Genomic DNA, 22,844 nt, shown 5'->3' with positions numbered 1-22,844 from the left:
GCTCCGCGGCCGCCTCGGGTTCACGAAGTCTCGTCGGATCCGAGCCCTGCAGCGATCATCTTCGTGAAGAAGTCGGGGTCCTGCCCGGCGACGGTCTCGAGTACCATCGCGTCGAGCAGGATCCGTTTGTCCGTGCGCGGAACGTACAGTTCCAGCCGTTCTCCGTGGCGGGTCCAAACCTTGCGGTACTGCACCCCGGCGAACTCGTTGGCCACCCCGTTCCACTCGTCGGCACGGACCACGCCCAGGGGGAGGTCCGACGCCCGACGGTCCGCAGCTGCCGTATCGCTCATGACCGCTCCCTCTTCGTGTCACTCTTGATCGCGACGATCGTGGGCTCCGCCCCGTATACCTCGTGCCCGCGTCGACCGGACAACACCGACAGCCTGGCCCGTGCCGCCGCCACCGCGTCGAGGTTCAGATCGACGACGGTGACCACAGCGGGGTCCTCGCCGAGGTCGACGAGAACCTCACCCCAGGGCGAGACCACCAAGGCGTGCCCGTAGGTCTCGAACGCATCCACATGATCGGGCGTCGGCGAGTGCACGGTGGCCGGGGCCACCACGTAAGCGAGGTTCTCGATCGCCCTGGCGCGGAGCAGAGTGTGCCAGTGTGCCTCGCCGGTGGACCGGACGAACGCCGCGGGCACGAGCAGGATCTCTGCTCCGGCAGCGGCGAGTTCGCGGGACAGTTCGGGGAACCGGACGTCGTAACAGATGGTCAGTCCGATCCGGACCCCGTCGACGTCGATGAGCACCGGGCCGTCGCCCGGGCGCTCGACCGAGGACGCCTCGAAGGACTGCCCACCGATGTTGGCGTCGAACAGATGCAGCTTGTCGTACCGGCCGGCGATGGTACCGTCGCGGTCGATCACCAGCGCCGAGTTGTACACACCGTCGACGGTGCGGTTCTTCATGCCACCCAGCACGATCACCACAGAATGCCGGCGCGCGGCAGCGCACAGTTCCTTCACCGGGACCGCATCGACGTCGAAGGCGGCCTCACGCATCTGTGCGTTGGTGCCGAGCATCAGCCCATTTTCCGGGAGGGCGACCAGCGCCGCTCCCCCATCGGCCGCTTCCTCGATGAGCCGGAGCGCGGTGGCCAGGTTGGTGTCCGGGTCTGCGGTGGCGTGCCATTGGGTCAGGCCGACGGCCAGGCGCCGCGACGCGGTCACTGCTTCACCCCGACAAGGTCCATGTTGACCACTGTCCAGCCACCGCCGGATGCCTCCAGCGGCTCGTAGGCGTAGACCTCACCGCGCACGCCCGGACCGACCAGCCCGAGCATGATCATCCAGTTCATGAGTTCGTACTGGCCGTGTTCGAGCAGCGGGAACGGTTCCAGCGAGCACATGTCGAGACCGCGACCGGTTTCGATCAGCGTGAGCAGGTACGTGTCGAATTCGACGTCGACACCGCCGAAGTGGCCGGGGTCCAGCCAGTGTGAGAGCCCTCCGGTCGCGAGGAAGGCGACCTTGAGTCCGGACTGCTCGACGACCGGGCGCAACGCCTCACCGAAGCGGCGCGCATTGAACGGTGAGAAGGACCGAGCGGGCTGGGTGATCACCGGGATCACGGGCAGGTCGGGTCGCGGCAGGATCAGCCGCAGCGGCACGATCAGGCCGTGGTCGAGTTCGACCTGCGGTGCCTCCTCCACTTCCTGACCGGCCGCGCGCACCGCGCCGGCGAGCGCCGTCGCGAAGTCGGGCTGCCCGGCCAGTTCGAGGTCGAGGTCGGGGCGCTTGAAGAACTCCATCGAACCCTGGTGCCGGTCCCCGACGCCGATCACGAAGTGCCCGGTCTCGAAGCTCTGGAAGTGGCAGTCTGCGGACACCAGCAGCACGTCCGGATCGGCGGCAACGAGGTCCTGCCGGAGCTTCTCGTACCCGGCCAGCAGTCGGTCGACCGCGACTTCGGGGTCGATCTCGGGCCGGGCCAGCAGATCCGGGACGTGGGAGCATCCGCCGGCGAAAACAAGATTGTCCGGCAGTGCCGGGGCCGGCACCGGGATGGACTCGTCGACGATGAACCGGCCCCGACTGGAGGAATCGCCGAAGTCGTCCTTGAACCACCGGCTGACCAGGATCGTCAGACCGTCGTTGAGACCGATGGCGCGCAGTCGGTCGCGGTTGCCGGTGATGATGGTCTCGGCCCACTCCTGTTCGATACCGAGCAATTCGCGGGCCTGCCCCGGCTGCGCCTTGACCGCGGCGAGCAACTCCGCGTCACGGGCCATCGCCAGGATCGCCTGTTCGATCGCGTTCTTATCCATGGCGCTCACTCCTGTACGAGCGCGCCGTTGCGCACGACGGCGACGCCGTCGATCTCGACGGTGCATCCGCGCATCGGCACGTCGAGGTGGGCAGGGGTCTCGCGGTCCGCGAAGCGGTTCGATCCGGTGGACCACATGAAGTTTCCTGCGGTCGAACGCAGTTCCTGACCGTAGAGCGTGCGCGGGTCGTATACGTCGAACGCCGACCAGCGGGCCCGATCCAGCAGGCCCCAGCCCATGTGGCTGAGGGCCCAGACTTCGCTGTCGTCCCACGCCTCGAAGTAGTCGTTGAGCACGTGCGCGTCGGTGCCGTTGCCGGAAACCTCGGTGATGAAGCCCTTTTCCACCTCGATTGTCACGGTGTCCTGGACGTAGCGTTGCCACGGGATGAGGGCATCACCGGGCTGAAGCACGATCCGCCCCTCGGCGGTGCGATCGTTCGGGAAGCAGGCCACGAAGCCGGACGGCCAGTGGTCCCAGCGGCCCGGCTCGTCGACGTATCCCCACTGGTGGGTGATCGGCAGGTCCTCGCCGGAGATGTCGGCGGTGAGATCCGTTCCGGCAGCACTGGTCACGTGCAGGGTGGAGCCGGAACGCAGTGCGTTGCCCCCGGTTTCGACGCGCCCGCGCAGGTCCGAGTCTCCGATCAACCGCTCGAGGACGTCGGTCGGCTCGGCCACGAACAGCATCCGCTTGCCGTTGCCGGTGATCCGGGTACGGACGTCCGAGTGGATGAGTCCGCCCACGGTGACGTCGATGACAATGTCGCACTCGCCGGCTGCGGCAAGGAGCGGCGCGACCTCGCGGCCGTCGGCGGTGTACGGCGGCAACATCGGGTTGGACAGGCTCGACGCGTGCAGGACCAGGGCGCCCGCGCCGAGCTGGCGCGCTGCAGCAACCGCTGCGGTGACGTACTCATCCTTCTGGCCCAGCTCGGCGATGATGCCTACTGTCTCGTCGGAGGTGACCTTGCAGAGCTTCAATTGCTCGACGAAGTTTTCGGTCAGAGTCTTCGGCATGAACTTCTCCTTCGTGAAAATACTGCGTATATCGTTGATTTGAGGTGAGAGGTCAGTGGCCCGCGCGAATGGCACCGCCGTCGACCGGCAATGACGCTCCGGTAATGAACGAAGCTCGCTGTGACACGAGGAAAGCGACCGCATCAGCGATCTCGCCCGCTTCACCCCATCTACCGGCCGGGATGTCCTGGACCACCTTGGCGATTTCGTCGTCGGCCGACGTACCGTTGTTCGCCGACTTCATTTCGAGGATGCCCTGCATCCGGTCGGTACCGGTGGCCCCGGGCATCACCTGGTTGACGCGAACCCCGGTGCCACCGAGCTCGAGTGCCAGCGTCTTGACAAAGGCCGACGCGGCCGAGCGGTACGACGAGGAGAGGACGCCACCGAGGGCAGGCTGGCGCACCCAGGTGGACGAGAGCAGAACAATGGCGCCACTTCCTTGCTCGCACATCACCTTGCCGGCAGCTGTTCCCAGCTGCACGACCGGCCGCAACAGCAGATCGTGCGCTGCTTGCCAGTCCACCCAGTCCACATCGAGAGCAGGCCCGATTCGCGGACCCGGGGTGTTCAGCACCGCAACATCGAGACGCCCGAACCGCTCGACTACACGACCCACCAGTGCGGCTGTCGCGTCTGCGTCGCCGAGATCGTGGACCAAGGGAACGATGCGACCCTGGCCATGTTCCTCGGTGTCCGTTCCAGCCGAACGAGAGGCAGCGACCACGGTCATACCTTCGCTCGCAAGACGTTCGGCTGTCGCCCTGCCGATCCCGCGCGATGCCGCGGTCACCAGCGCGATGCCGTTCTCGAGTCCCAGGTACACATCTACTCCTTCAATTCGTTCCACTTGGGCTGCTTTCGATCACGAGATCTCACGGATCGCGTGCTCGGCACACAGTGCAATCACACGACGTGCCATTTCCTCGTCTTCCAGCGGAACGGTGCCGTCGCCCTCGGTCGACGCATATCCCCAGTCATCGGATCGGAATACCGAGGGGCACATGGCGAAACAGGTGCCGTATCCATCACACTTGGTGGGATCGACTGTCACACGCATCGTCAGGACTCCTTACGTTCACTACGGCGGGCCAGTTCAGCGCCGGCGGTCCGGGCCAGTGCTGCAGCACCGTCGATGAATCCGCAGGCGCCGCGACCCGTGAGTGTGTCTCCCCAGCGAATCAAGTTCTCCTGGTGCACCGTCGAGGTGTCTCCGCGCTGCATCTGACGGAAGGCGCGGGCTATCGCGTTGGTACCGCTCACGCAGACACCGCACTGCATTGCCGACTCGGACTGGAACCAGGTACTGAGCTCCCCCGCGACCTCGACGAGGTCGTCGTTCCGGCCGAGGACTGTCACCGCTGCGCAGCCCAGACCGCTGCCGGCCTCGCGCACGGCGTCGTAGCAGCAGACGAGCGAGGACCGGTCACCGGCGAGCAGGCCACCGAACCATCCGCCGACCATCAGGCCACCGATGCCGGCGGTGGCCCCGCCGGCCGACTCGATCAGATGGTCGATCGTCTTGCCGAGCGACATCTCGTAGACTCCGGGGCGCTCCACCGCTCCGGTCAGCGTGAACAGTGCTGTTCCGCTGGAGGTTCCGGATCCGACCTCGGCGAAGGCCGCCGCGCCGTGTCGACGGATCCAGGCCACGTGAGCCAGTGTCTCGACGTTACTGATCAGCGTCGGCAGGCCACGAACACCCGATTCGTACGGCCGCGGCGGCTTCGAAGTCGGTTTGGCGGGGAAACCGTTGATCGACCGGCACACCGCGGATTCTTCACCGGCCACGTAGGTGTGCTCAGCGCGGTGGGTGCGCAACGCCAGCCCGTCCGGTACGAGCCCCGCGGCCGCAAGTTCCGCGATGGCACCTTCGACCGAGGCGAGAGCGTCTGCGTCGGAGACGTACACGATCGCCTCGGACGCTCCGGTGACCACTGCGGCGAGGAGGAGGCCGTCGAGCACGAGGTGCGGGCGGTGGGTCAGCAGCCAGCGGTCCTTCGCCGAGGCCGGTTCGCCCTCGTGTCCGTTGGCGACGACCACGGTCTCGCCGTGGGCACCGGCCACCGCTGCGAACTTCCGGTGCGCCGGGTAACCGGCACCGCCGCGGCCCCGCAGGCCGGAGCGCTCGAGTTCGGCGAGGAAGGCGGCCGGATCGACCGGGGAGCCGAAGAATCCGAGTGCCCGTTCCTGTTCCAGCCCGAAGGCACCGGCGGCGGTGTCGGGAAGCACCAGGCGGGGCGGGGTGTCACCGACGACTCCGGACGGCCCGCCGGCGCTGGAAGCGCGGTACAGGACCGATTCGACTGCGACTGTCATGACAACCCCTTGATCTTGTTGTCGCTGAACGATTCTGTGACGATGTGCAGTGCCGTCCGCAGGGAAACGACGTCGCCGTACTTGGCGTCGATGTCCAGGAGAGCGGCGTCGTGCGGGCCACGCTCGCGGTCGCCGACGCACTCGCGGACGACGAAGGCCGGCAGGTTCGCGGCACAGGCGTCGACGACGGTAGCGCGGACGCAGCCGGAAGTGGTCGCCCCGGCCACGATCACCGTGTCCACCCCGTCCGCGACCAGACGGTCGGCGAGGTCGGTGTGAGCGAAGGCTGAGGCGGTCTGCTTCACCACGAGTTCGTCGCCGACCTGCATGCCCAGTCGAGCGTCGATCTCGACGCTGCGATCGCCGGCCCGCAGCACCGTCATCGCCGGCATCTTCTGCAGCCAGGTGGTCCCGATACCACCATCCGAGGGGAATGCGATGGTGGTGAAGTAGACCGGTACACCGTGCTCCCGCGCGGTGTCCACCAGCGTCAGCGTCGCGGCCACCACCTCGTCGAGATCGAATCCGGGCCCGTACTGCGGTTCGGTGAAGCCGTATTGCAGGTCCACTACGATCACGGCGGGAGAGGTTCCGGGTGTGAGCGTGCCGAGTAGGCCACCGCGTCGGTACCGCTCGCGCAGTTCCGCTTCGGCGGTCGAATGCGCGCTCAAAACTGAAACTCCGGCCACTGACCGGGCTCGGCGCGCATCATGTCCGCATAGAACTGGTACATGTTGCGCTGGACGCCTTCCTCATAGCGGGTCCAGAAGACCCGGCCCGGTCCTGGCCAGTCGGACACCGGTGTTGCCATGCCGATTCCGGGAAGGCCCATCTCGTAGTTCAGTTCGAAGTCGAGGAGTTCGGCCGCTACCGAGCCGCCGTTCTTCGTGACGCTGAGCCAGGGCTCGGTGTCGTCCATTTCGAACGATCCACCGAGCGAGAATGTCCCCAGGCCGGCTCGGTAGGTCCGCTCCTTCTCCTCCGGTGTCATGTTCTTGTAGCCGACGAACCAGTTCCAGATCTCGATCTGGCCAGGGCCCTTGGGCTGCCAGGTTCGGATGGTGAGAATGCCGGTCGGCGGGTGCTGGGCCCCATCCTCGGTCATAGGCAAAGCCAGAATCGAGAAGTTGGGGAAGACGTTGCCCACGAAAACGCGTGAGCGGCGGGCCACCTCGAGCTGTTCGGATGAGATGTTGACGCTGTCGAAGTGCTCGGCCAGGGATTCCGGAAAGCCGAAGAAGTTGGGTCCGGGCTCGTCGGCGTACTCGGCCATGGAGAAGGACAACGAATGTCCGGGTGAGGCCTGAATGTGGTAGCCCATCATGTTCTCGCTGAAGGGAACCGGGAAAGCACCGATGCTCCATACCGACTTGTGCAAGGTGCCGAGATGGTAGTCGTCGCCGGAGAAGTTGTCCGCCCCGGATTTCCAGTTCGCGTCGACGATGAAACGCTGTGGTTTGCCGAGGATCTCGACGCCATCCTTATCGAGGCCGAAGATCAGATCCAGGTACCAGGCCATGCCGCCCAGGTACTCACGCAGCGTTGGGGCGGTGGGATCCAGGGTCGCGAAGATCAAGCCGTGGAAGGCCTCCACCTTGGCCGCGCGTGCCAGGCCGTTGTTCTCCTTGCTCATGTTGCTCAGGGCGTTCTTCCACAACGGGGCGCCGACGAGGGAACCGTCCGAGGAGTAGGTCCACCCGTGGTAGGGACACCGGAAGTGGGAGGAGTTCCCGGAGTCGGAGCGGCAGATCTGCACGCCGCGGTGTCTGCACGCGTCGAACAGGACGTTGATGTTGCCGCGTTCGTCTCGGGTGACCACGAACGAGTCTTCGCCGATCTTGCGGACGACATAGTCGCCGTTCGACTCGATCTCGGATTCGTGGGCCAGGTAGACCCAGGCTCGCCCGAAGATCTTGCGCAACTCGGCCTGGTAGACCTCCGGGTTGCCCATGATGGCGGATGGGATCCTGCCCTCCGGCAGGCCGCTGTCGATGCGGTCCATCAGCTCCTGGACTCGGGGCGAGAGCGAATCCTGTTTGGGCACAGGCTTCATGTGTGGACTCCTGGTAGTGGAATGCGAGGTGAGGATACAAGTTGGGCCGACCGTGAAGGTCGTCAGAAGAAGAGCGAGAGGTTGTGCGTGCCGATCACACTCAGGTCCAGGTAGACGACCCGGCGCAACAGCTTGAGCGCGCCGTTCTCGCGCCGGAGGACGTCGTCGCGTTCCCCGGAGAGCATTTGAGGGGTGGTCTGGGACTGCCTGGTCCGGTAGATCAGGATGTTGCTCTTGGCCCGGAGCAGGTCCTCGTCACCGTCCTCGTGGGGACGGACCCGAATGTTGGTGACGAAGTGACGCACCCGCGACGGCGGGTCCTCCGCCCATGCGTACTTCGTCTCTCCACGGGTGACCCGCGATTCGAGTGAACCCAGCGTTTCGTTGAGATGGAACGTGTTGGTAGAGAATCCCTTACCGCGTGCGCGCTCGACCGTCTCTCGGACGGGAACCTGGTACTCGATGTCCGCACTGACCAGCTGGGTGAGCCATAAACGTTCCTCGAGGTCGTCGAGCAGTTCGGTCTCGTAGTGCATGAAGTCGACCACTTCGACATGGCGCGGATCGGCTGTCGACAGTGGTCGCGGAGTAGCAGTGACTTGCTGCATCGGCGAGATACCTCCTTCAAAGTGCATACACTTTTGGATGCACTTCAGTGTGAGCTACCGGAGGCGTTAGCGCAAGACCCCTTCGAAACTCGTAACGCAGAGGACACTAAACGGTCGGTTCGCCTACGCTCCGGTCGGCGCACACGCCTGCCGCTGCGATAGTGGGCATCCCAAAGACCCAGCGCCCCAGAACAAGCGGACCAGCTATATGGTTCCGTGTAACTATCTGTCGAATGTTCGAAGGGAATGCCACCCTCATGTTGCCCGCCGACGCACCGAGCCCGTCCCGTACGCGGATTGATCCCCGCGCGATCCGACCTTCGCAGGCCTACCGGCTGCTGACGGCGTCGATCGTGCCCAGACCGATCGCGTGGGTGTCGACTCGTTCGGTCGAGGGGACCCACAACCTCGCGCCGTACAGCTTCTTCACGGTCGCGTCGAGCGAGCCGCCCATTCTTCAGATCACGTCCATCGGCCACAAGGACACCTGGCGCAACATTGTCGATACCGGCCAGTTCGTCGTCAATATCGGCACCGAGACCCTCATCGACCAGATGAACACGACGTCTGCGCCGTTCGACAGCTCGGTCGACGAGTTCGAAGCGGCCGGCTTGACACCGATCGACAGCGAGGTCGTTGCAGCACCCCAAGTCGCCGAGGCACCAATCGCCTTCGAATGCGAGAAGCAACTGATTCTCGAGGTGGGCAACGGGACCATCATCCTCGGCCTTGTCGTCGGTATCTCGATGAGCAACGACGTACTGGCCGACGACGGCCTGCCTGATTTCGGGAGGCTTGCACCGCCCTCGCGGCTCGGGCGGACGGAATGGGGTCTCGCCCCGCAGACGACGATCAGGGACCGCCCTCGAGCGACCGGATAAACCCGCGGATGCCTCTCCCGGAAGCTACCGACGCGAACTCGGCGAAGCGCGCGTCATCCCGACACGCCTCCGCTGCAGAGTTCAACCGCTGTGTGCGGTCCTCTTCGTTCACCGAGCGTTACCGGGACGTGCGCCGGCGCTCCGTTGTTCACAGCGGCGGCGAAGGCACACAGAGGATAGACGGGTCGGGGCGGGCCTGAGGCGGGACTCCTGCTGCTCGACGTACTGCCGCAGCAACGGCATCACGGGCACCGCCGACCGACCTGCATCCGGGCTGCGGTACTAGACCGTGCCGGTGTCCTCGGCAACCGCCCACGGAACACGGCACGCGTCGGTGCTGAAACCCTGGTCGTGGATGCCCAGCGCCGAGTTCATGCGGGCCCGCATATTCTCCAGCGCGATCTGATAGGTCAGTTCCACGACCCCGGCCGGCCCGAAACGGCGTTCGAGGTCGGCGACCTGTTCGTCGGTCACGTCGTCGCGGACGTTGCCGGTCATCGCGTCCGCGTACTCGATCGCGGCGCGCTCGTCGTCGCTGTACAGATCCGAGGTCTTGTACTCGGCGATGTGCTCGAGCCGCTCGGTGTCGAGTCCGTCGAGGCGCTGCAGCATCGTCCCGAAGTCGACGCACCACGAGCATCCGACGTTCCAGGCCGTGCGGTACACCGCGATCTCCCGCACGTTCTTCGGCAACACCTTCGACGCCCGCTGCGCGAGCATTTCGTGCACGGCGTTGCTGCGCATCAGGCCCGGGTGGTGGGCGAGCACCGTGAACGGCTCGGGCACCTCCCCGAACATCCGCGCGGCCATCTTGTACGCGACCTTGGTCGCAGGGCCGGCCTGGTCGGGGGTCACCACGGGAATGCGAGCCATGATCGTCTCCGTTCGTCACCGGCCCCGTATGGGCCGTTCATCTTCTTGGACGAGGTAGCCTTCCCGAATGTGACACTACTGCCCGATCGAACCCACCGCACCCCCGCTACGCTGGCGAAATGGCTGAGATGACGTCACCGCGACCGGTCCGCACGGTCAACCGGCTCCGACCGTTCGCGTCCACGATCTTCGCCGAGATGACCTCCCTGGCCATCCAGCACGACGCGGTGAACCTGGGGCAGGGTTTCCCCGACACGGACGGTCCTGCGGCGATGCTCGAGGTGGCCCGTCAGGCGATCTCGGACGGCGTCAACCAGTACCCGCCCGGTCCGGGCACGCCGGAGTTGCGCCGCGCGATCACCGACGACCGCGCCGCCCGGTACGGACTCGAATACGACCCCGACGGCGAGGTGCTGGTCACCGTCGGCGCGACCGAGGCGATCAGCGCCGCGATCCTCGGGCTCGTCGAACCCGGTGACGAGGTGCTGCTCACCGAGCCGTACTACGACTCGTACGCCGCGTCGGTGGCGCTGGCCGGGGCCTCCCGGCGCGCGGTCCCCCTGGAACGCTCCGGATCCGGTTTCGTGCTCGACGTCGACGCGCTGCGCGCCGCGGTCACCGACCGCACCACCATGCTGGTCGTCAACACCCCGCACAATCCGACGGGCACCGTGTACGACGACGCGACGCTGACCGCGGTCGCCGAACTCGCGTGCGAACGAGATCTGCTGGTGCTGTCGGACGAGGTGTACGAGCATCTGGTGTTCGACGGTCGCCGGCACACCCCGCTCGCGTCGTTGCCCGGCATGGCCGAACGCACCGTCACCGTGTCGAGCGCGGCGAAGATGTTCAACGTGACCGGCTGGAAGATCGGCTGGGCGCTCGGGCCGCGCGAGCTGATCGACGGCGTGCGCGCCGCCAAGCAGTTCATGTCGTTCGTCGCCGGGGCACCGTTCCAGCCGGCGGTCGCGTACGCGCTGAAGCACGAGCAGGCCTGGGTCGCCGCACAGCGCGACGACCTGCAACGCCGGCGCGATCTGCTGTCCACGGCATTGGCCGACGCGGGATTCGGTGTACTCGATTCGGCGGGAACATATTTCGTGTGCGCGGACGTCACCCCGATCGGCGTCACCGACGCTGTCGAGTTCTGTCGCAGCCTGCCCCGGCGGATCGGTGTCGCCGCGGTGCCGGTGAGTGCGTTCGTCGATCATCCCGAACGGTGGAATCATCTGGTGCGGTTCGCGTTCTGCAAACGCGACGAGATTCTCGCCGAAGGTGTGCGACGGCTGCGGACCCTGCGGGAGGCGCACTGACGTGTCGGCTCCCACCATTCCGTCCGATTTCGTGAGCCGGGCGGTCCAGCTCGCTGCCGCCGAAGGAGTCGATCTGGCGCCGGCGCTGGATGCGGCGCGGATCAGCCGGGCGGTGCTGGCGCAGCCGCACGCGCGCCTCACACCCGAGCAGGTCAGCCGGTTCACCCAGGTGACGTGGCAGATCACCGACGACGAACTGTTCGGACTCGGCTCGGGACCGGTTCCGCGCGGATCCTTCCGGGTGATGTGCCTGACCCTCATCCACTGTCCCGACCTGTCGCATGCCCTGACCCGCATGATCGAGGTCAACCGGGTCATGCGGACGCTGCCGACCCTGACGCTGACGCCGGGCCCGGAAACGACCTTCCTGGATGTGGGACTCCCCGACGTGGTGACCGAAAAGACCCGGGTCACCGTCGATTTCCTGTTGATGCTGCTGCACCGCTTCGCGGCGTGGCTGGTCGGCGGGCGGGTGCGCCTGGAATCGGTGGAAATGCCCTATCCGCAACCGGATCCGGTGCTCGCCCGCAGTTACGACGCAATCTTCGGTGTCCCCGTCACGTTCGGCGCCGACCGCGCGGCCCTGGAAATCGACAATGCCGCGCTGCGGTCCCCGCTCGTGCAGACCGAGAGCGGCCTCGAAGAATATCTGCGCGAGTCACCGAATCTCATGCTGTCGGAACGTGATTACGAATCGACGGCGTCGGCGCAGGTGCGCCGCATCTTCGAGTCGGGCATCAAGGGACGCACCGCCAGCGCGGAGGACATCGCCGACATGCTGTCGGTGAGCGCCCCGCACCTGCGTCGCCTGCTGCGGCAGGAGGGCACGTCGCTCGGCCACCTCCGTGAGGAAGTACTGCGGGACGCGGCCATCGCCGGCCTGCGCCGCGGTGAATCGGTGGACGACCTGTCGGCACGGCTCGGCTTCTCGGAACCGAGCGCGTTCCGGCGCGCGTTCAAGCGCTGGACCGGATCCACACCGCGCAGCTTCCGCTGACCTGCGGGCGGGCCCCGACCTCGGTCAGGCCACGCAGAATTCGTTTCCTTCCGGATCGGTCATGGTGACCCACTCGTACGGGCCCTGGCTTCCTCGGTACAGGACAGTCGCACCGGCCGCGACGAGCTTGTCGACGAGCGCGTCGCGGTCGTCGCCGGCGCGGATGTCGAAGTGCAGCCGGTTCTTCACCGTCTTGCCTTCCGGCACGAGCTGGAACAAAACGCGCGGCCGGGCCGGGGTTTCCGGATCGGAGATCGCGGCACCGATCTTCCACACCAGTTTGCCTTCGAAGATCTCGGTATCGTCCTCCCGGGCCTGTCCGGCGGCGATGAGACCGCGGATGAAGTTCTCGTCGCTCGGCTCGACCCGCCATCCCAGCGCTTCTGCCCACCATTTCGCCTGCGTATGCGGGCTGTTCGAATCGACCGTCACCTGAAATTCGTATCCCATGTGCCGACGATACGACCGGCCTCCGACAGATCAGGGACGGACGAGGATCCTGATCGGGTTGCCGACGTGGTTGTGCAGCTTCTCGATTCCCTCCGCGACGTTCTCGAGCGGCACGATCTCGCTGATCGAGCGGGACAGATCGAGCCGGCCGCGGGAGACGAGCTCGGCGAGGACTTCGATGTCGACGTTCTTGTAGCCCAGGTGGCCGAGCACCTGCTTCTGCGACAACCCGAAGTTCGCGGTCGGGCCGAGCGACGCCTCCTGACCGCTCAATCCGACGACGACCACCCGCCCGCCGCGGCGCGCCGCCCCCAGCGCCTGATCGAATGTGATCTTCAGACCCGCGGAATCGAACGCGACGTCGAGACCCTTGCCGTTCGTCGCCTCGGTGATCTTGGCGGGCAGGTCGAGGTCGCGGGTGTCGAAGGCGTAGTCGGCGCCGAGCTCGAGCGCCCGGTCGAGGACGACGGGATCGATGTCGAGGGCGATGACCGGGACGGCGCCGACGAGCCGCGCCAGCTGCACGATGTGCGTACCGACCCCGCCGACGCCCCACACGCCCACGGCCTCACCGACCCGGACCTGCCCGGTCCGCACCACGGCGCCGTAGGGGGTCGAGACGGCATCGGCGAGAATCGCCGCCTGCTCGAACGAGACGTTGTCGGGGATGCGGGTCAGGCCGCCGGCCTGCGCGACCGTGTACTCCGCCCACGCGCCGTCGTAGGCGAAGGCCATCAGCTGGATGTTCTCGCAGTTGGTCAGGTCGCCGCGGCGGCAGCTGCGGCACTGGAAGCACGGGCGCCCGGCGGACGGAATCACCCGATCACCGACCTGCCAGCCGGTGACCCCGGCGCCCAGGGCGGCGATGGTGCCGGATGCTTCGTGCCCCTGCGTGACGACCTGCAGCAGCGGCGGGAAGGTGCCGTCGAGCAGGCTCAGATCGGAATGGCAGATCCCGCAGAACTCGACCTTCACCAGTACTTCCCCGGGCCCGGGCGAGGGAATCGGAACATCTTCCAGGACATTGGTTTTCGAATCGGCATAGAATCTCGCTGCCCGCATGGTGTCGGCCATCGTCCCTCGTTCGTGTCGGCAACCCTCGTCGCTCGCGACCCTACTACCGCGACGGCCCGCGCGGTCGCCATGTGTGTTTTCCGGTTCCGGGTGGACCGAGCAGGCGCCGAATCCGGCGGCGCGGAGGCGCAGTTCGGCGCCGGAGGTGTTGCGGCACCGGCAAAGGGTCCGGGACGCTCAGCCCCGTGCGGACGGGTCCATCCAGAAGATCTGCCAGGAGTGGCCGTCCGGGTCGTCGTAGCTGCGACCGTACATGAAGCCGTGATCCTCGCTGTCCCCTGCAGCACCGCCCGCGGCGACAGCACGATCCACCAGCGCGTCCACATCCTCACGGCTGTCGGCACCCAAGCAGATGACACATTCCTTCACCTCGGAGGCGTCCGCGGTCCGCGCCGGATGGAGAGAGTCGAAACAGTCGCGCAGCATCAACATCGCGAACCGGTTCTCACCCAGTACGAGCACCAGCGCGCGGCCGTCGCTGAACTTCTCGTCGAAGGTGTAACCGAGGTCTGTGAAGAACTGCCGCGAGCGATCGATGTCGGCGACAGGCAGGTTCACGAAGATCGTCGAGTGCATGGAAAGGCTCCTCCGGTCCGCGGCATCCGAAACCGGACGCCGTCACAGGGCTGGACTCCCCGCGCCCCCGAAACTCATCGGTCCGCGGCGAACGGCATCGCGTTGTGTCCCGGGAGTGTCGCCGACGCCTACGGCTGATCTGGGACGCCTCCCGACTAGGCTCGACGCCGTGAGCGTGCGTGCAGGAATAGTCGTGACCGGGACCGAGGTACTGACCGGGAGGATCGCCGACCAGAACGGACCGTGGTTGTCCCAGCAGCTCCTGACACTCGGCGTCGACGTCGCCCACATCACGATCTGCGGCGACCGGCCCGCCGACCTGATCGCACAACTGCGCTTCCTCGCCGATCAGGGCGTCGACCTCATCGTCACCAGCGGAGGGCTCGGCCCGACCGCCGACGACCTCACCGTCGCGACCGTCGCCGATTTCTGTAACCGTGAGCTGCTGCTCGACCCCGAACTCGAAGAACACATCGCGGGTGTCATCGGCCGCTTCCGTCCGAACACCCCGGACCTGGACGCAGGGCCGACGCGTATCGGGATCCGCAAGCAGGCGCAGGTTCCCGCCGGTGCCACCGCCTTGCCGCCGACCGGCACAGCGCCGGGCGTGGTAATCCCAGCAGTGGGCGGTGACCGGCCGATCCCGACGTTCGTGATCCTGCCCGGGCCGCCCGGAGAGTTGCAGGCGATGTGGCCGAGCGCGGTCACCTCACCTGCGGTCGCCGAGGTACTGTCCCGAGCCGACGACCTGCAGCAGGAAACCGTGCGCGCCTACGGATTGCACGAGGCACAACTCGCCGAGACACTGCGCCGGGCCGAAGCAGAGATCGCCGACTTCGACCGGCTCGAGATCACCACATGTCTTCGAGGCGGCGAACTCGACATGGTGACCCGATTCGCCTCCGGCGACGCGGACGTCTACCGCCGTCTTCTCGGTGTTCTCACCGAATACCATGGGCGCCAGATCTTCTCCACCGACGGCTCCACCATCGACGACCAGCTGATCGACGTCCTCGACGGCCGGTCGATCGCGACCGCGGAGTCGTGCACCGGCGGACTCGTCGCTGCACGTCTCACCGCCCGACCCGGGTCGTCGGGCTATGTCATGGGCGGCGTCGTCTCGTACTCCAACGACGCCAAGTCCGAGCTGATCGACGTACCGGCCGAGATGATCGCCGCGCACGGCGCGGTCAGCGAACAGGTCGCCGCAGCGATGGCCGAGGGCGCCCGACGCCGTCTCGAAGCCGACGTCGCGGTCTCCACCACCGGGATCGCCGGCCCCGACGGCGGCACCGACACCAAACCGGTGGGCACCGTCTGCTTCGGCGTCGCGATCGACGGACGACCGACGTACACCGTCACCCGCCGTTTCCCCGGGGACCGCGAGCGGGTCCGAACCCTCACCACCACGGCCGCACTGCATCTCGTTGTCGCACAACTGAAACGATATTGAGTCTGCACCCGAGCCACCTCCCCACCGCTCTCGCCAACTTCCTCGACGTCGGGACCGCGACTCGTCGGCTTCAGCCCGTCGAGGTGATCCCGGTTTCGCTCCGCAGTGCGGCGAATGCAGCGCGGAGGTCTTCGGGGTCGTCGACCTGCAACGCCACGCGCCCGACCTGAGTGGTGGTGCGCCGGCGTTCGAGCAGATAGGGCAATTTCACCTCGATCGGTTCGCGCAGCAGCACGTCGACGTTGGTGCCGTCCGGCCCGGGCAGATACAGCACGTCGTCCTCCACGATCGGCGAGGTGTGCTGGAATCTCCTGTGTATCAACGCTTTCTCGACGGTGCCGACAGGAAGGGTCGCGACCACCTGATGCCCGGACCGGACGACGAACCGGGCGTCGTCGAGCAGGTGCGGATGCACCACGCGGGAGGCGAGGATACCTAACAGCGGCACGAAGCCGTACACCGAGACGACCAGCAGGGTGGTGCGCAGCCACGGCCAAGGCACGAGCAGGTGGATGGCGACGGTTTCGACCACACACGCGATCAGGAAAGCGATGGGCATGCCCATCGTGCCCCTGGTGTAGCCGATCGCGACCATCCCGTCGCGCAGGCCGTCGCGGCGTCGCCGGGCGAACAGCCACAGCGATCGGTAGGCGCGCAGTTCCGCGCGGATCAGGCCGGCAGCGGGGCCGGCGAGCTCGTCGAGCACGGCGTTCCAGGAGGCACCGGATCGACGCAGCGCCCGGATCCGCACGACGGTGACGGTGACGACGAGGGCGAACAACGGGAGTTCGACCGCGAGCCACAACACGAACGCGGTTCCGGGGGCGAGGATGCCGACGGCGGCGAGCACCGCGTTCGTCAGCGCCGTCAGGATCGCCACCACCAGTGCGCCGCGGTGGATCCGCTGCGCGGTCACGACTCCACCGCCCGCGCTGCGATCGTCTCGATGACCCGGACCGCGACGGCGCGTTGCGCGGGATCGGGCAGGACCTCGGCCATGTGGGGACTGTCGGCGACGTCGGCCGCGGTCGTCGCCCATTGCGCGAACATCCCGTCCGGGTCGTCGAGGTCGTCGAAGAAGGCGGCCAGGGCGTCGGCGGTCTCTTCGATGTGCTCGGTCACATCGGCGGGGTCGCGGCCGGCGAGCGCGCCGAACCGGCGATACAGGGCGACCAATTCGTGCCGGCGTTCCGGGTCGGTCAGTGCTGCGGTTGCGGCGTCGACGAACGGTTGCGGGGTCTGTCCGGACAGCGCGAGGATCTCCCAGCTGTCGCGTTCCCGGACGAACAACTCGCGCACGCGCGGATCGGTCTCGCCGTCGACGAGTTCGGTGAACGCCTGCGCGAGCGGCGCGGCCAGCGGCGAGAGCGGTTCGCCGCGCCGGTGCAGGTCCAGCATCGCCGCGAGCGAATCGCGTTTGACCTGCAGGGAGCGCAGCTGTTCGTCGATGTCGGCGAGCAGCGCTTCGAGGTCGGCTCCGAGGTCGTCGGTGTCGTCGGCGGCACCGAGGACCGTGGCGACGGATCCGAGCGGCACCCCGGAGCGGGCGAGCCAGCGGATCCGCATGAGCCGGACCAGGTCCCCCAACGAATACACGCGGTATCCGTTGGAGGACCTCGGCGGTTCCGGCAGCAACCCGAGCCGGTGGTAGTGCCGAACCGTCCGGACGGTGGTCTCGGCAGCCTGCGCGAGCTCGCTGATTCTCATGCCCCCAGCATCAACCCTGACGTTGCGTCAGGGTCAAGTCTCCCGGTGGGCATGGGAGTGGGGTGGAGCGAGCCCGTCAGGCGCGACGTGCGCGCACGGCGGCGGCGAGACGGTCGAGCTGGTCGGCGGTGGTCGCCCAGTCGATGCACGCGTCGGTGATGGACTTGCCGTACTCGAGCTCGTCGGCCTTGCCGAGGGTCAGGTCCTGACGACCCGCCTCGATGAAGCTCTCGAGCATGAGGCCGACGATGCCCTTCTCCCCCGCGACGATCCGCTCGGCGATGTCGGTGACGACGTCGACCTGCTTCTCGTGGTTCTTGCTGCTGTTGCCGTGGCTGGCGTCGACGACGACCCGCTCCGGCAGACCCGCCTTGCGCAGCCGGGCGAGGGTGTCGGCGACCGTCTCGACGTCGTAGTTCGGTCCGCTGCTCCCGCCGCGCAGGATGACGTGGCAGTCGGGGTTGCCGACGGTCTGGATCAGCGCGGCCTGGCCGTCGAGGTCGGTGCCGGGGAATACGTGGCTGGCGGCAGCGGCGCGCGTGCCGTCGACCGCGACCTGGACGTCGCCCTCGGTGGAGTTCTTGATGCCGACGGGCATGGACAGCGCCGAGCACAGCTGGCGGTGCACCTGGCTGGCGGCGGTGCGGGCACCGATCGCGCCGTAGGTGACCAGGTCCGCGTAGTACTGCGGGAGGATCGGGTCGAGGAACTCGCAGCCGACGGGCAGACCCAGGCTCGACACATCCAGCAGCAGCTTGCGGCCGATCCGCAGACCGGTGTTGATGTCGTACGTGCCGTCGAGGTGCGGGTCGTTGAGCAGGCCCTTCCAGCCCAGCGTGGTGCGCGGCTTCTCGAAGTAGACGCGCATGACGATGTGCAGGTCGTCGCGCAGTTCGTCGGCCTTCGCGGCGAGACGGCGGGCGTAGTCCATCGCGGCGGCCGGATCGTGCACGGAGCACGGTCCGACGACGACGAGCAGGCGGTCGTCGGTGCCGTCGAGGATGCCGACGGTGTCGGCGCGACCCGACCGCACGGTCGCGGCGGCGACCTCGTCGGGGGCGTGCTCGGTGCGCACGACGGACGGCGCCACGAGGGGGCTGATCCGCACGGTGCGCTGCTCGTCGAGATTCGAGGTCGAGATGCGGTCGATCTGGGTGCTCATGGGGTTCGGTTTCCTGTTCTCAGGCCGACCCACGAGAAGATGAGATTCCAGCGAGCCGGTCCGTTGTCCGGCTCGTAGGTGGTGAAGTCAGCGCTCGGTTACGCCGACCGACCCACCCCGGGCCGGCCTGCTAAACCAAAAATATGCGCGCTGCATGACGACGAGGGTAACAGACGCGTCCGCACCTGTCGGATCGGACCCCTGTCAACGTGGGCCCGTGGGCAGGACTACGCGCCCGAATGTCGTGCTGAGTACCCCGGCAGCGGAGCAGTACCACGCGCCGACGGCAGCGGCGAGTCCGAAGTAGCCACCGACCCTCGTCAGGCCGGTCACCTCCAGTAGCGCTCCGAGTGTCAGGAATACGAAAGCGACGAGGAGCACCGAGAAGGTGACGAAGAGGCCAATGCTGATCCGGGTGCTGGCAAACCACATGTAGAGGGTGAAGATGGTCCAGCCCAGCAGGAAGATTCCCACCCCCACGTGCCTCTCGTCGCCCATGTCCTCGGTGACGTAGGTGACCAGGTACCAGAAGCTCAACCAGAAGGCGCCGTACGAGCTGAAGGCCGTCGCCCCGAAGACGTTGCCCTTCAGGAACTCCCACATTCCGGCGGCGAGCTGGGTGAGACCGCCGTAGAACAACGCCACCCCGAAGACGGCAGCTTCCGCATCCGACGAGATGAATCCGGCGTTGGCGCAGGACAGGATGAACGTGGTGAGTGCAAATGCTGCCAGACCCAAAGGCCCGGGGTCGGCGATGTGAGCGCCTCTGTGAATGGGGACGGCGATTTCGTTGGGGTCGTCTTCGGTGTACGGCATCCGCCGGCTCCTTTCGGAGAAAGGACCCGGCACAGGCTCCCGGGGCCTCACATCGGATGATTCGAATATCTACAAGTGTGCGCCTCGGCCATCGGTGTGCGCGGGGCAATCGGATGCCACTTCCTGTCGGCAACCTCCCCGGGTGCAACCGATCGAGTCGGCTGCATATATCCGAAATGCCGGAGCATCCGCTGCCGGCGGGCAATCGAAGCGAGTGACCGGTTGTAGCGCAACAGAGTTGGACGATATCCGCAGATGCCGTAAACAGATCCGGGTGTGGCGGTCGCCGGTGGCAATTTCAGTGACGGTCGATCCCGGCCACTATCGAGTCGATGAGGCGATTCTCCTCGACCGGATCAGCCGGCCAGAGGAGCAGTGTCATGAACGATCTGACGGCGAATTCCGTCGAGGTGGTGTCGGATGGATCGATCCCGATGAGATCGGCCGCAAGCGTGGCGACCGTACCCGAGGTGATGGCGGTGGGTGCCATCGCCATCAGGTCGCCCGAGCGTAGGAACTGTCGAATCACTCGGTCCTGTCGGAGTTCTCGTAGCGCCACCGAGATCGCGACGCTTGCTCGGTCGCGACCGTCGAGGCCTGCGGTCGCGGTGCGGACGGCGGTGACGATGTGAGCCGATGCGGTCATCAGGACGGACTCGATGACGGCCGTGCGACCGCCGACGTGCCGGTAGACGGTCGCTCGCGAACAGTGTGCGTGCCGAACGAGGTCGTTGATGTCGAACTCGGTCACTCCACGCCTGGCGATCAGTTCTGCAGCGCAAGCGATCAGGCGGTCTCGGGCGACGTCGGAGCGCTTCCCGTCGATCAACCAGTCATAACCCACAGTCTCAGTATGAGACATCAGCAGATCGTTCTCGGCGGATCGGCGCAGGTCACAGGCCCGTGTTGAGACACGTACCGCGAAGGGTGAATCCAGACGTATCGACTTGGTGCCGAGGGGTTGTCAGCAGACGTCTCCGGTACGCAGCCTCGACGTATGCATGATCTCGACGATCCGTACGGCTACCTCGCGCAACTCCGACGTCGAGACCCGGTCCACCGACTCGGTGACTCACCGTTCTTTCTGGTCACATCCTGGGACCTGATCGCCGAAGCCGTGAGTCGACACGATGAGTTCTCGTCGAACCTCACCGCGACGATGGTGTGGCACCCCGATGGCACCGTCACCGCGTTTCCGATCGCCGAACTCGGGTCGCCGCTGCACGTGCTGGCCACCGCCGACGAACCTACGCACCGCGTTCACCGGGCGCTGGTGATGCCGTCTCTGACCGCCCGGCGGATCAGCCGCCTGGAGCCGTTCATCTCCGAGACGCTGAGCGCGCTGTGGACCGCGGGCCTCCAGCAAGGACGTATCGATTGGGTTCGCGCGGTCGCACAGCGTCTACCGATCAGGGTGGTCGCCGCACTGCTGGGCTTTCCCGCCTACGACACCGACGACCTCGTGCGGTGGTCCCTTGCCAGTACCGTTCTTCTCGACGGCGTGGTCACCGCCGACCAGCTCGAAGCAGCGACACAGGCCGTCGGCGAACTCGGCGTGTATCTCTCGGAGGCATTCGGCGCAGCCATGGAAGAGCCCGGCCACAACGTGATGGGAGACCTCGCCCGCACGGTCAGCGCCGGGGACCTCGACCACGACACAGCGGTGATGATCCTCATCCAACTCGTCACCGCGGGCATCGAATCCACCGTGAGCCTGATCGGTAACGCTGCCTGGCTTCTCGGAACCCACCCCGACATCCAACGTGAGGTGCGCGCCGATATCGCTCTCCTTCCGAGGTTCGTCGAAGAAGCACTGCGACTCGAGTCACCCTTCCGTGGCCACTACCGGTACGTCGTTGCCGACACTACCCTGGGTGGGGTCGCGCTGCCCGCAGGTTCACACCTATATCTGTCGTGGGCGGCGGCGAATCGCGACGATGCGACCCTCGACGTCCCGAATGCCATCGACCTCGGCTCGACAACTCACCGCCCTCACATGGCCTTCGGGAAGGGGATTCACCATTGCGTCGGAGCCGCCTTGGCTCGGCTCGAGGGCAACATGGCGCTCGAACACCTCCTCGGCGCCACCACTGACTTCAACATCGACGACCAGGAACCCGAATGGGAACACAGCCTGCTGGTCCGACGTCTTCGAACCCTGACGCTCGGGGTGACGCAATGAAACTTCTTCCTGAAAGCGGAAACTTCTTCCTGAAAGCGAACCCGCCGAGAACGCGTGGCCGTCCGGTTGATCGCCCGAACAACACTGCGTCCACCGGGACGAGTTCTCGACCGCTGGAGCGGCACCACGGCCGAAGGTCCGAAAAGCCAGTTATGTCCTGGTACTTTCTTGCGAAACCGAAGAAACGGAGTTCCAGCGTGACCATCCGCCGCGTCCCCATGCTTCTCGTCTCGCTCGCAGCCTCCGTCGCACTCGTCGGGGCCGGATGTTCGTCGGATTCGGACGCCGGTTCGACGACCACCGCGCCGCCACCGGCCGGTTCCGTCGCCGGCGTGACCGTGCCGGATGCATTCACCGCGCTCACCCTCGACACGATCGGGAATCCGCCGCTGCCGTTCCGCGGAACGGACGGCAAGTACCACGTGGTCTACGACCTGCAGCTCACCAACGCCACCAAGGTGCCGGCGAGCCTGGACAGGATCGACGTGGTCGACGGCGAGGATCCGACGAAGGTGATCGCCAGTTTCTCCGGTTCCGCGCTGGTCGATCCGGCCTGTGTCTTCGGCGACTGCAATCGACTGCGCGACCTGCCCGCAGGCTACGTGGACAGCAACGCGATCCCGCCGCAGGAAAGCCGGGTCCTGTTCATCGACTTCACCCTGGACTCGCTCGACCAGGCTCCGAAGGCCCTGTTGCACCACCTCTACGGAACCGGCGCTGCCTCACCGGCATTCGGGATGCCGGGACCGATCGACTACCTGACGACTCCGATCGCCGTCTCCACACAGACCGTGCCGGTCCTCGCTCCCCCGGTCCGTGGCGACAACTGGATCGCACTCAACGGATGCTGCGAACCGGGTTTCCCGCACCGCAGTTCGCTGATGTCGGTCAACGGCAAGCTGAACAACAGCCAGCGCTTCGCGATCGACTGGAAGCGCACCAATGAGCAGGGCGAGTTCTACACCGGCGACAAGACCAACAACGAGAGCTACTGCCGCATCAGGCTACGTTCGCCCTGTCGACGATCTCGCGTAGCCGTTGATCTCTGGCGTGCTGGTTCCGCCAAATGATGTAGCGACGAATCATC

The 22,844-nt window shown here is 66.5% G+C and carries 25 protein-coding genes and 1 pseudogene; 6 read left to right on the top strand and 20 right to left on the bottom strand.

Features of this window, described 5'->3' with window-relative positions:
* Positions 1-20: 20 nt before the first annotated feature.
* From ACWDTS_RS24630 to ACWDTS_RS24585, 10 genes are all read right to left on the bottom strand, one after another.
* Positions 21-293, bottom strand: coding sequence for a hypothetical protein (locus tag ACWDTS_RS24630; RefSeq protein WP_450119203.1), 273 nt, complete (start codon positions 291-293; stop codon positions 21-23).
* Positions 290-1,177: a carbon-nitrogen hydrolase family protein gene (locus ACWDTS_RS24625; RefSeq protein ID WP_138999292.1), complete on the bottom strand. Its 888-nt coding sequence runs from the start codon at positions 1,175-1,177 to the stop codon at positions 290-292. The genes ACWDTS_RS24630 and ACWDTS_RS24625 overlap by 4 nt, the downstream gene beginning before the upstream one ends.
* Positions 1,174-2,274, bottom strand: a complete 1,101-nt coding sequence (locus tag ACWDTS_RS24620; RefSeq protein WP_138999291.1) for a DODA-type extradiol aromatic ring-opening family dioxygenase — start codon at positions 2,272-2,274, stop codon at positions 1,174-1,176. The genes ACWDTS_RS24625 and ACWDTS_RS24620 overlap by 4 nt, the downstream gene beginning before the upstream one ends.
* 5 nt (positions 2,275-2,279) lie before the next feature.
* On the bottom strand, positions 2,280-3,293 hold the full coding sequence (locus ACWDTS_RS24615; protein ID WP_138999290.1) for a M29 family metallopeptidase: 1,014 nt from the start codon (positions 3,291-3,293) through the stop codon (positions 2,280-2,282).
* Positions 3,294-3,345: 52 nt separating this feature from the next.
* A complete protein-coding gene (locus ACWDTS_RS24610) occupies positions 3,346-4,119 on the bottom strand; it encodes an SDR family oxidoreductase (protein WP_138999289.1) in 774 nt (257 codons plus the stop codon).
* A gap of 39 nt (positions 4,120-4,158) precedes the next feature.
* The gene (locus tag ACWDTS_RS24605) at positions 4,159-4,353 is read right to left on the bottom strand and encodes a ferredoxin (RefSeq protein ID WP_138999288.1); all 195 of its coding nucleotides are present in this window, start codon (positions 4,351-4,353) and stop codon (positions 4,159-4,161) included.
* Positions 4,354-4,355: 2 nt separating this feature from the next.
* The gene (locus ACWDTS_RS24600) at positions 4,356-5,612 is read right to left on the bottom strand and encodes an NADH-ubiquinone oxidoreductase-F iron-sulfur binding region domain-containing protein (protein WP_450119202.1); all 1,257 of its coding nucleotides are present in this window, start codon (positions 5,610-5,612) and stop codon (positions 4,356-4,358) included.
* Positions 5,609-6,283 (bottom strand): isochorismatase family protein, encoded by a 675-nt coding sequence (locus ACWDTS_RS24595; RefSeq protein ID WP_240795002.1) that lies wholly within the window; start codon positions 6,281-6,283, stop codon positions 5,609-5,611. Before ACWDTS_RS24595 ends, ACWDTS_RS24600 begins: the two co-directional genes overlap by 4 nt.
* Positions 6,280-7,665 (bottom strand): aromatic ring-hydroxylating oxygenase subunit alpha, encoded by a 1,386-nt coding sequence (locus ACWDTS_RS24590; protein WP_138999285.1) that lies wholly within the window; start codon positions 7,663-7,665, stop codon positions 6,280-6,282. The genes ACWDTS_RS24595 and ACWDTS_RS24590 overlap by 4 nt, the downstream gene beginning before the upstream one ends.
* A gap of 62 nt (positions 7,666-7,727) precedes the next feature.
* Entirely contained in the window at positions 7,728-8,273 is a 546-nt protein-coding gene (locus ACWDTS_RS24585; protein WP_138999284.1) for an aromatic-ring-hydroxylating dioxygenase subunit beta, read from the bottom strand.
* Between the two features lie 233 nt (positions 8,274-8,506).
* Between ACWDTS_RS24585 and ACWDTS_RS24580 the strand changes: the two genes are divergently transcribed.
* The gene (locus tag ACWDTS_RS24580) at positions 8,507-9,154 is read left to right on the top strand and encodes a flavin reductase family protein (RefSeq protein ID WP_450119201.1); all 648 of its coding nucleotides are present in this window, start codon (positions 8,507-8,509) and stop codon (positions 9,152-9,154) included.
* A gap of 282 nt (positions 9,155-9,436) precedes the next feature.
* On the opposite strand, the gene ACWDTS_RS24575 is transcribed toward ACWDTS_RS24580, so the two are convergent.
* On the bottom strand, positions 9,437-10,027 hold the full coding sequence (locus ACWDTS_RS24575; protein ID WP_450119200.1) for a carboxymuconolactone decarboxylase family protein: 591 nt from the start codon (positions 10,025-10,027) through the stop codon (positions 9,437-9,439).
* A 119-nt stretch (positions 10,028-10,146) separates the two neighbouring features.
* Here ACWDTS_RS24575 and ACWDTS_RS24570 point away from each other — a divergent pair, with 119 nt between their 5' ends.
* Together ACWDTS_RS24570 and ACWDTS_RS24565 are read left to right on the top strand one after the other, a co-directional pair.
* Positions 10,147-11,340, top strand: coding sequence for a pyridoxal phosphate-dependent aminotransferase (locus tag ACWDTS_RS24570; protein WP_248675030.1), 1,194 nt, complete (start codon positions 10,147-10,149; stop codon positions 11,338-11,340).
* Position 11,341: 1 nt separating this feature from the next.
* Positions 11,342-12,337: an AraC family transcriptional regulator gene (locus ACWDTS_RS24565; protein WP_197250056.1), complete on the top strand. Its 996-nt coding sequence runs from the start codon at positions 11,342-11,344 to the stop codon at positions 12,335-12,337.
* Positions 12,338-12,361: 24 nt separating this feature from the next.
* On the opposite strand, the gene ACWDTS_RS24560 is transcribed toward ACWDTS_RS24565, so the two are convergent.
* From ACWDTS_RS24560 to ACWDTS_RS24550, 3 genes are all read right to left on the bottom strand, one after another.
* Positions 12,362-12,787 carry a VOC family protein gene (locus tag ACWDTS_RS24560; protein ID WP_450111100.1) on the bottom strand — a complete coding sequence of 142 codons (426 nt, stop codon included), beginning with the start codon at positions 12,785-12,787 and terminating at the stop codon, positions 12,362-12,364.
* 30 nt (positions 12,788-12,817) lie between these two features.
* Entirely contained in the window at positions 12,818-13,861 is a 1,044-nt protein-coding gene (locus ACWDTS_RS24555; protein ID WP_450119199.1) for a zinc-binding dehydrogenase, read from the bottom strand.
* Positions 13,862-14,038: 177 nt separating this feature from the next.
* The gene (locus ACWDTS_RS24550; protein ID WP_450119198.1) at positions 14,039-14,437 is read right to left on the bottom strand and encodes a VOC family protein; all 399 of its coding nucleotides are present in this window, start codon (positions 14,435-14,437) and stop codon (positions 14,039-14,041) included.
* A 169-nt stretch (positions 14,438-14,606) separates the two neighbouring features.
* On the opposite strand from ACWDTS_RS24550, the gene ACWDTS_RS24545 reads away from it, so the two are divergent.
* A complete protein-coding gene (locus ACWDTS_RS24545; protein WP_450119197.1) occupies positions 14,607-15,890 on the top strand; it encodes a competence/damage-inducible protein A in 1,284 nt (427 codons plus the stop codon).
* Positions 15,891-15,960: 70 nt separating this feature from the next.
* Here the strand turns inward: ACWDTS_RS24545 and ACWDTS_RS24540 are convergent, their stop codons facing one another.
* The 6 genes and pseudogenes from ACWDTS_RS24540 to ACWDTS_RS24515 all read right to left on the bottom strand — a co-directional run.
* Complete coding sequence (locus ACWDTS_RS24540) at positions 15,961-16,806, bottom strand: hypothetical protein (RefSeq protein ID WP_450119196.1); 846 nt, start codon at positions 16,804-16,806, stop codon at positions 15,961-15,963.
* Positions 16,803-17,597 carry a MerR family transcriptional regulator gene (locus ACWDTS_RS24535; RefSeq protein ID WP_450119195.1) on the bottom strand — a complete coding sequence of 265 codons (795 nt, stop codon included), beginning with the start codon at positions 17,595-17,597 and terminating at the stop codon, positions 16,803-16,805. The genes ACWDTS_RS24540 and ACWDTS_RS24535 overlap by 4 nt, the downstream gene beginning before the upstream one ends.
* Before the next feature lie 76 nt (positions 17,598-17,673).
* Positions 17,674-18,759, bottom strand: a complete 1,086-nt coding sequence (locus ACWDTS_RS24530) for a 3-deoxy-7-phosphoheptulonate synthase (protein ID WP_248675036.1) — start codon at positions 18,757-18,759, stop codon at positions 17,674-17,676.
* A 204-nt stretch (positions 18,760-18,963) separates the two neighbouring features.
* Positions 18,964-19,575, bottom strand: a complete 612-nt coding sequence (locus ACWDTS_RS24525) for an acetate uptake transporter (protein WP_197250063.1) — start codon at positions 19,573-19,575, stop codon at positions 18,964-18,966.
* Positions 19,576-19,873: 298 nt separating this feature from the next.
* A complete protein-coding gene (locus tag ACWDTS_RS24520) occupies positions 19,874-20,071 on the bottom strand; it encodes a hypothetical protein (protein ID WP_450119214.1) in 198 nt (65 codons plus the stop codon).
* A 171-nt stretch (positions 20,072-20,242) separates the two neighbouring features.
* A pseudogene (locus ACWDTS_RS24515) lies at positions 20,243-20,437 on the bottom strand (TetR/AcrR family transcriptional regulator); the annotation flags it as partial.
* 135 nt (positions 20,438-20,572) lie between these two features.
* On the opposite strand from ACWDTS_RS24515, the gene ACWDTS_RS24510 reads away from it, so the two are divergent.
* Both ACWDTS_RS24510 and ACWDTS_RS24505 read left to right on the top strand, forming a co-directional pair.
* The gene (locus ACWDTS_RS24510; RefSeq protein ID WP_248675038.1) at positions 20,573-21,757 is read left to right on the top strand and encodes a cytochrome P450; all 1,185 of its coding nucleotides are present in this window, start codon (positions 20,573-20,575) and stop codon (positions 21,755-21,757) included.
* Between the two features lie 197 nt (positions 21,758-21,954).
* Positions 21,955-22,827 carry a hypothetical protein gene (locus tag ACWDTS_RS24505; RefSeq protein WP_450119194.1) on the top strand — a complete coding sequence of 291 codons (873 nt, stop codon included), beginning with the start codon at positions 21,955-21,957 and terminating at the stop codon, positions 22,825-22,827.
* Positions 22,828-22,844: the final 17 nt, after the last annotated feature.

Source organism: Rhodococcus sp. NPDC003383, from assembly GCF_053589115.1.
The sequence above is the reverse complement of the archived record's forward strand: the minus strand, read 5'-3'. Positions and strand labels throughout refer to the sequence as shown.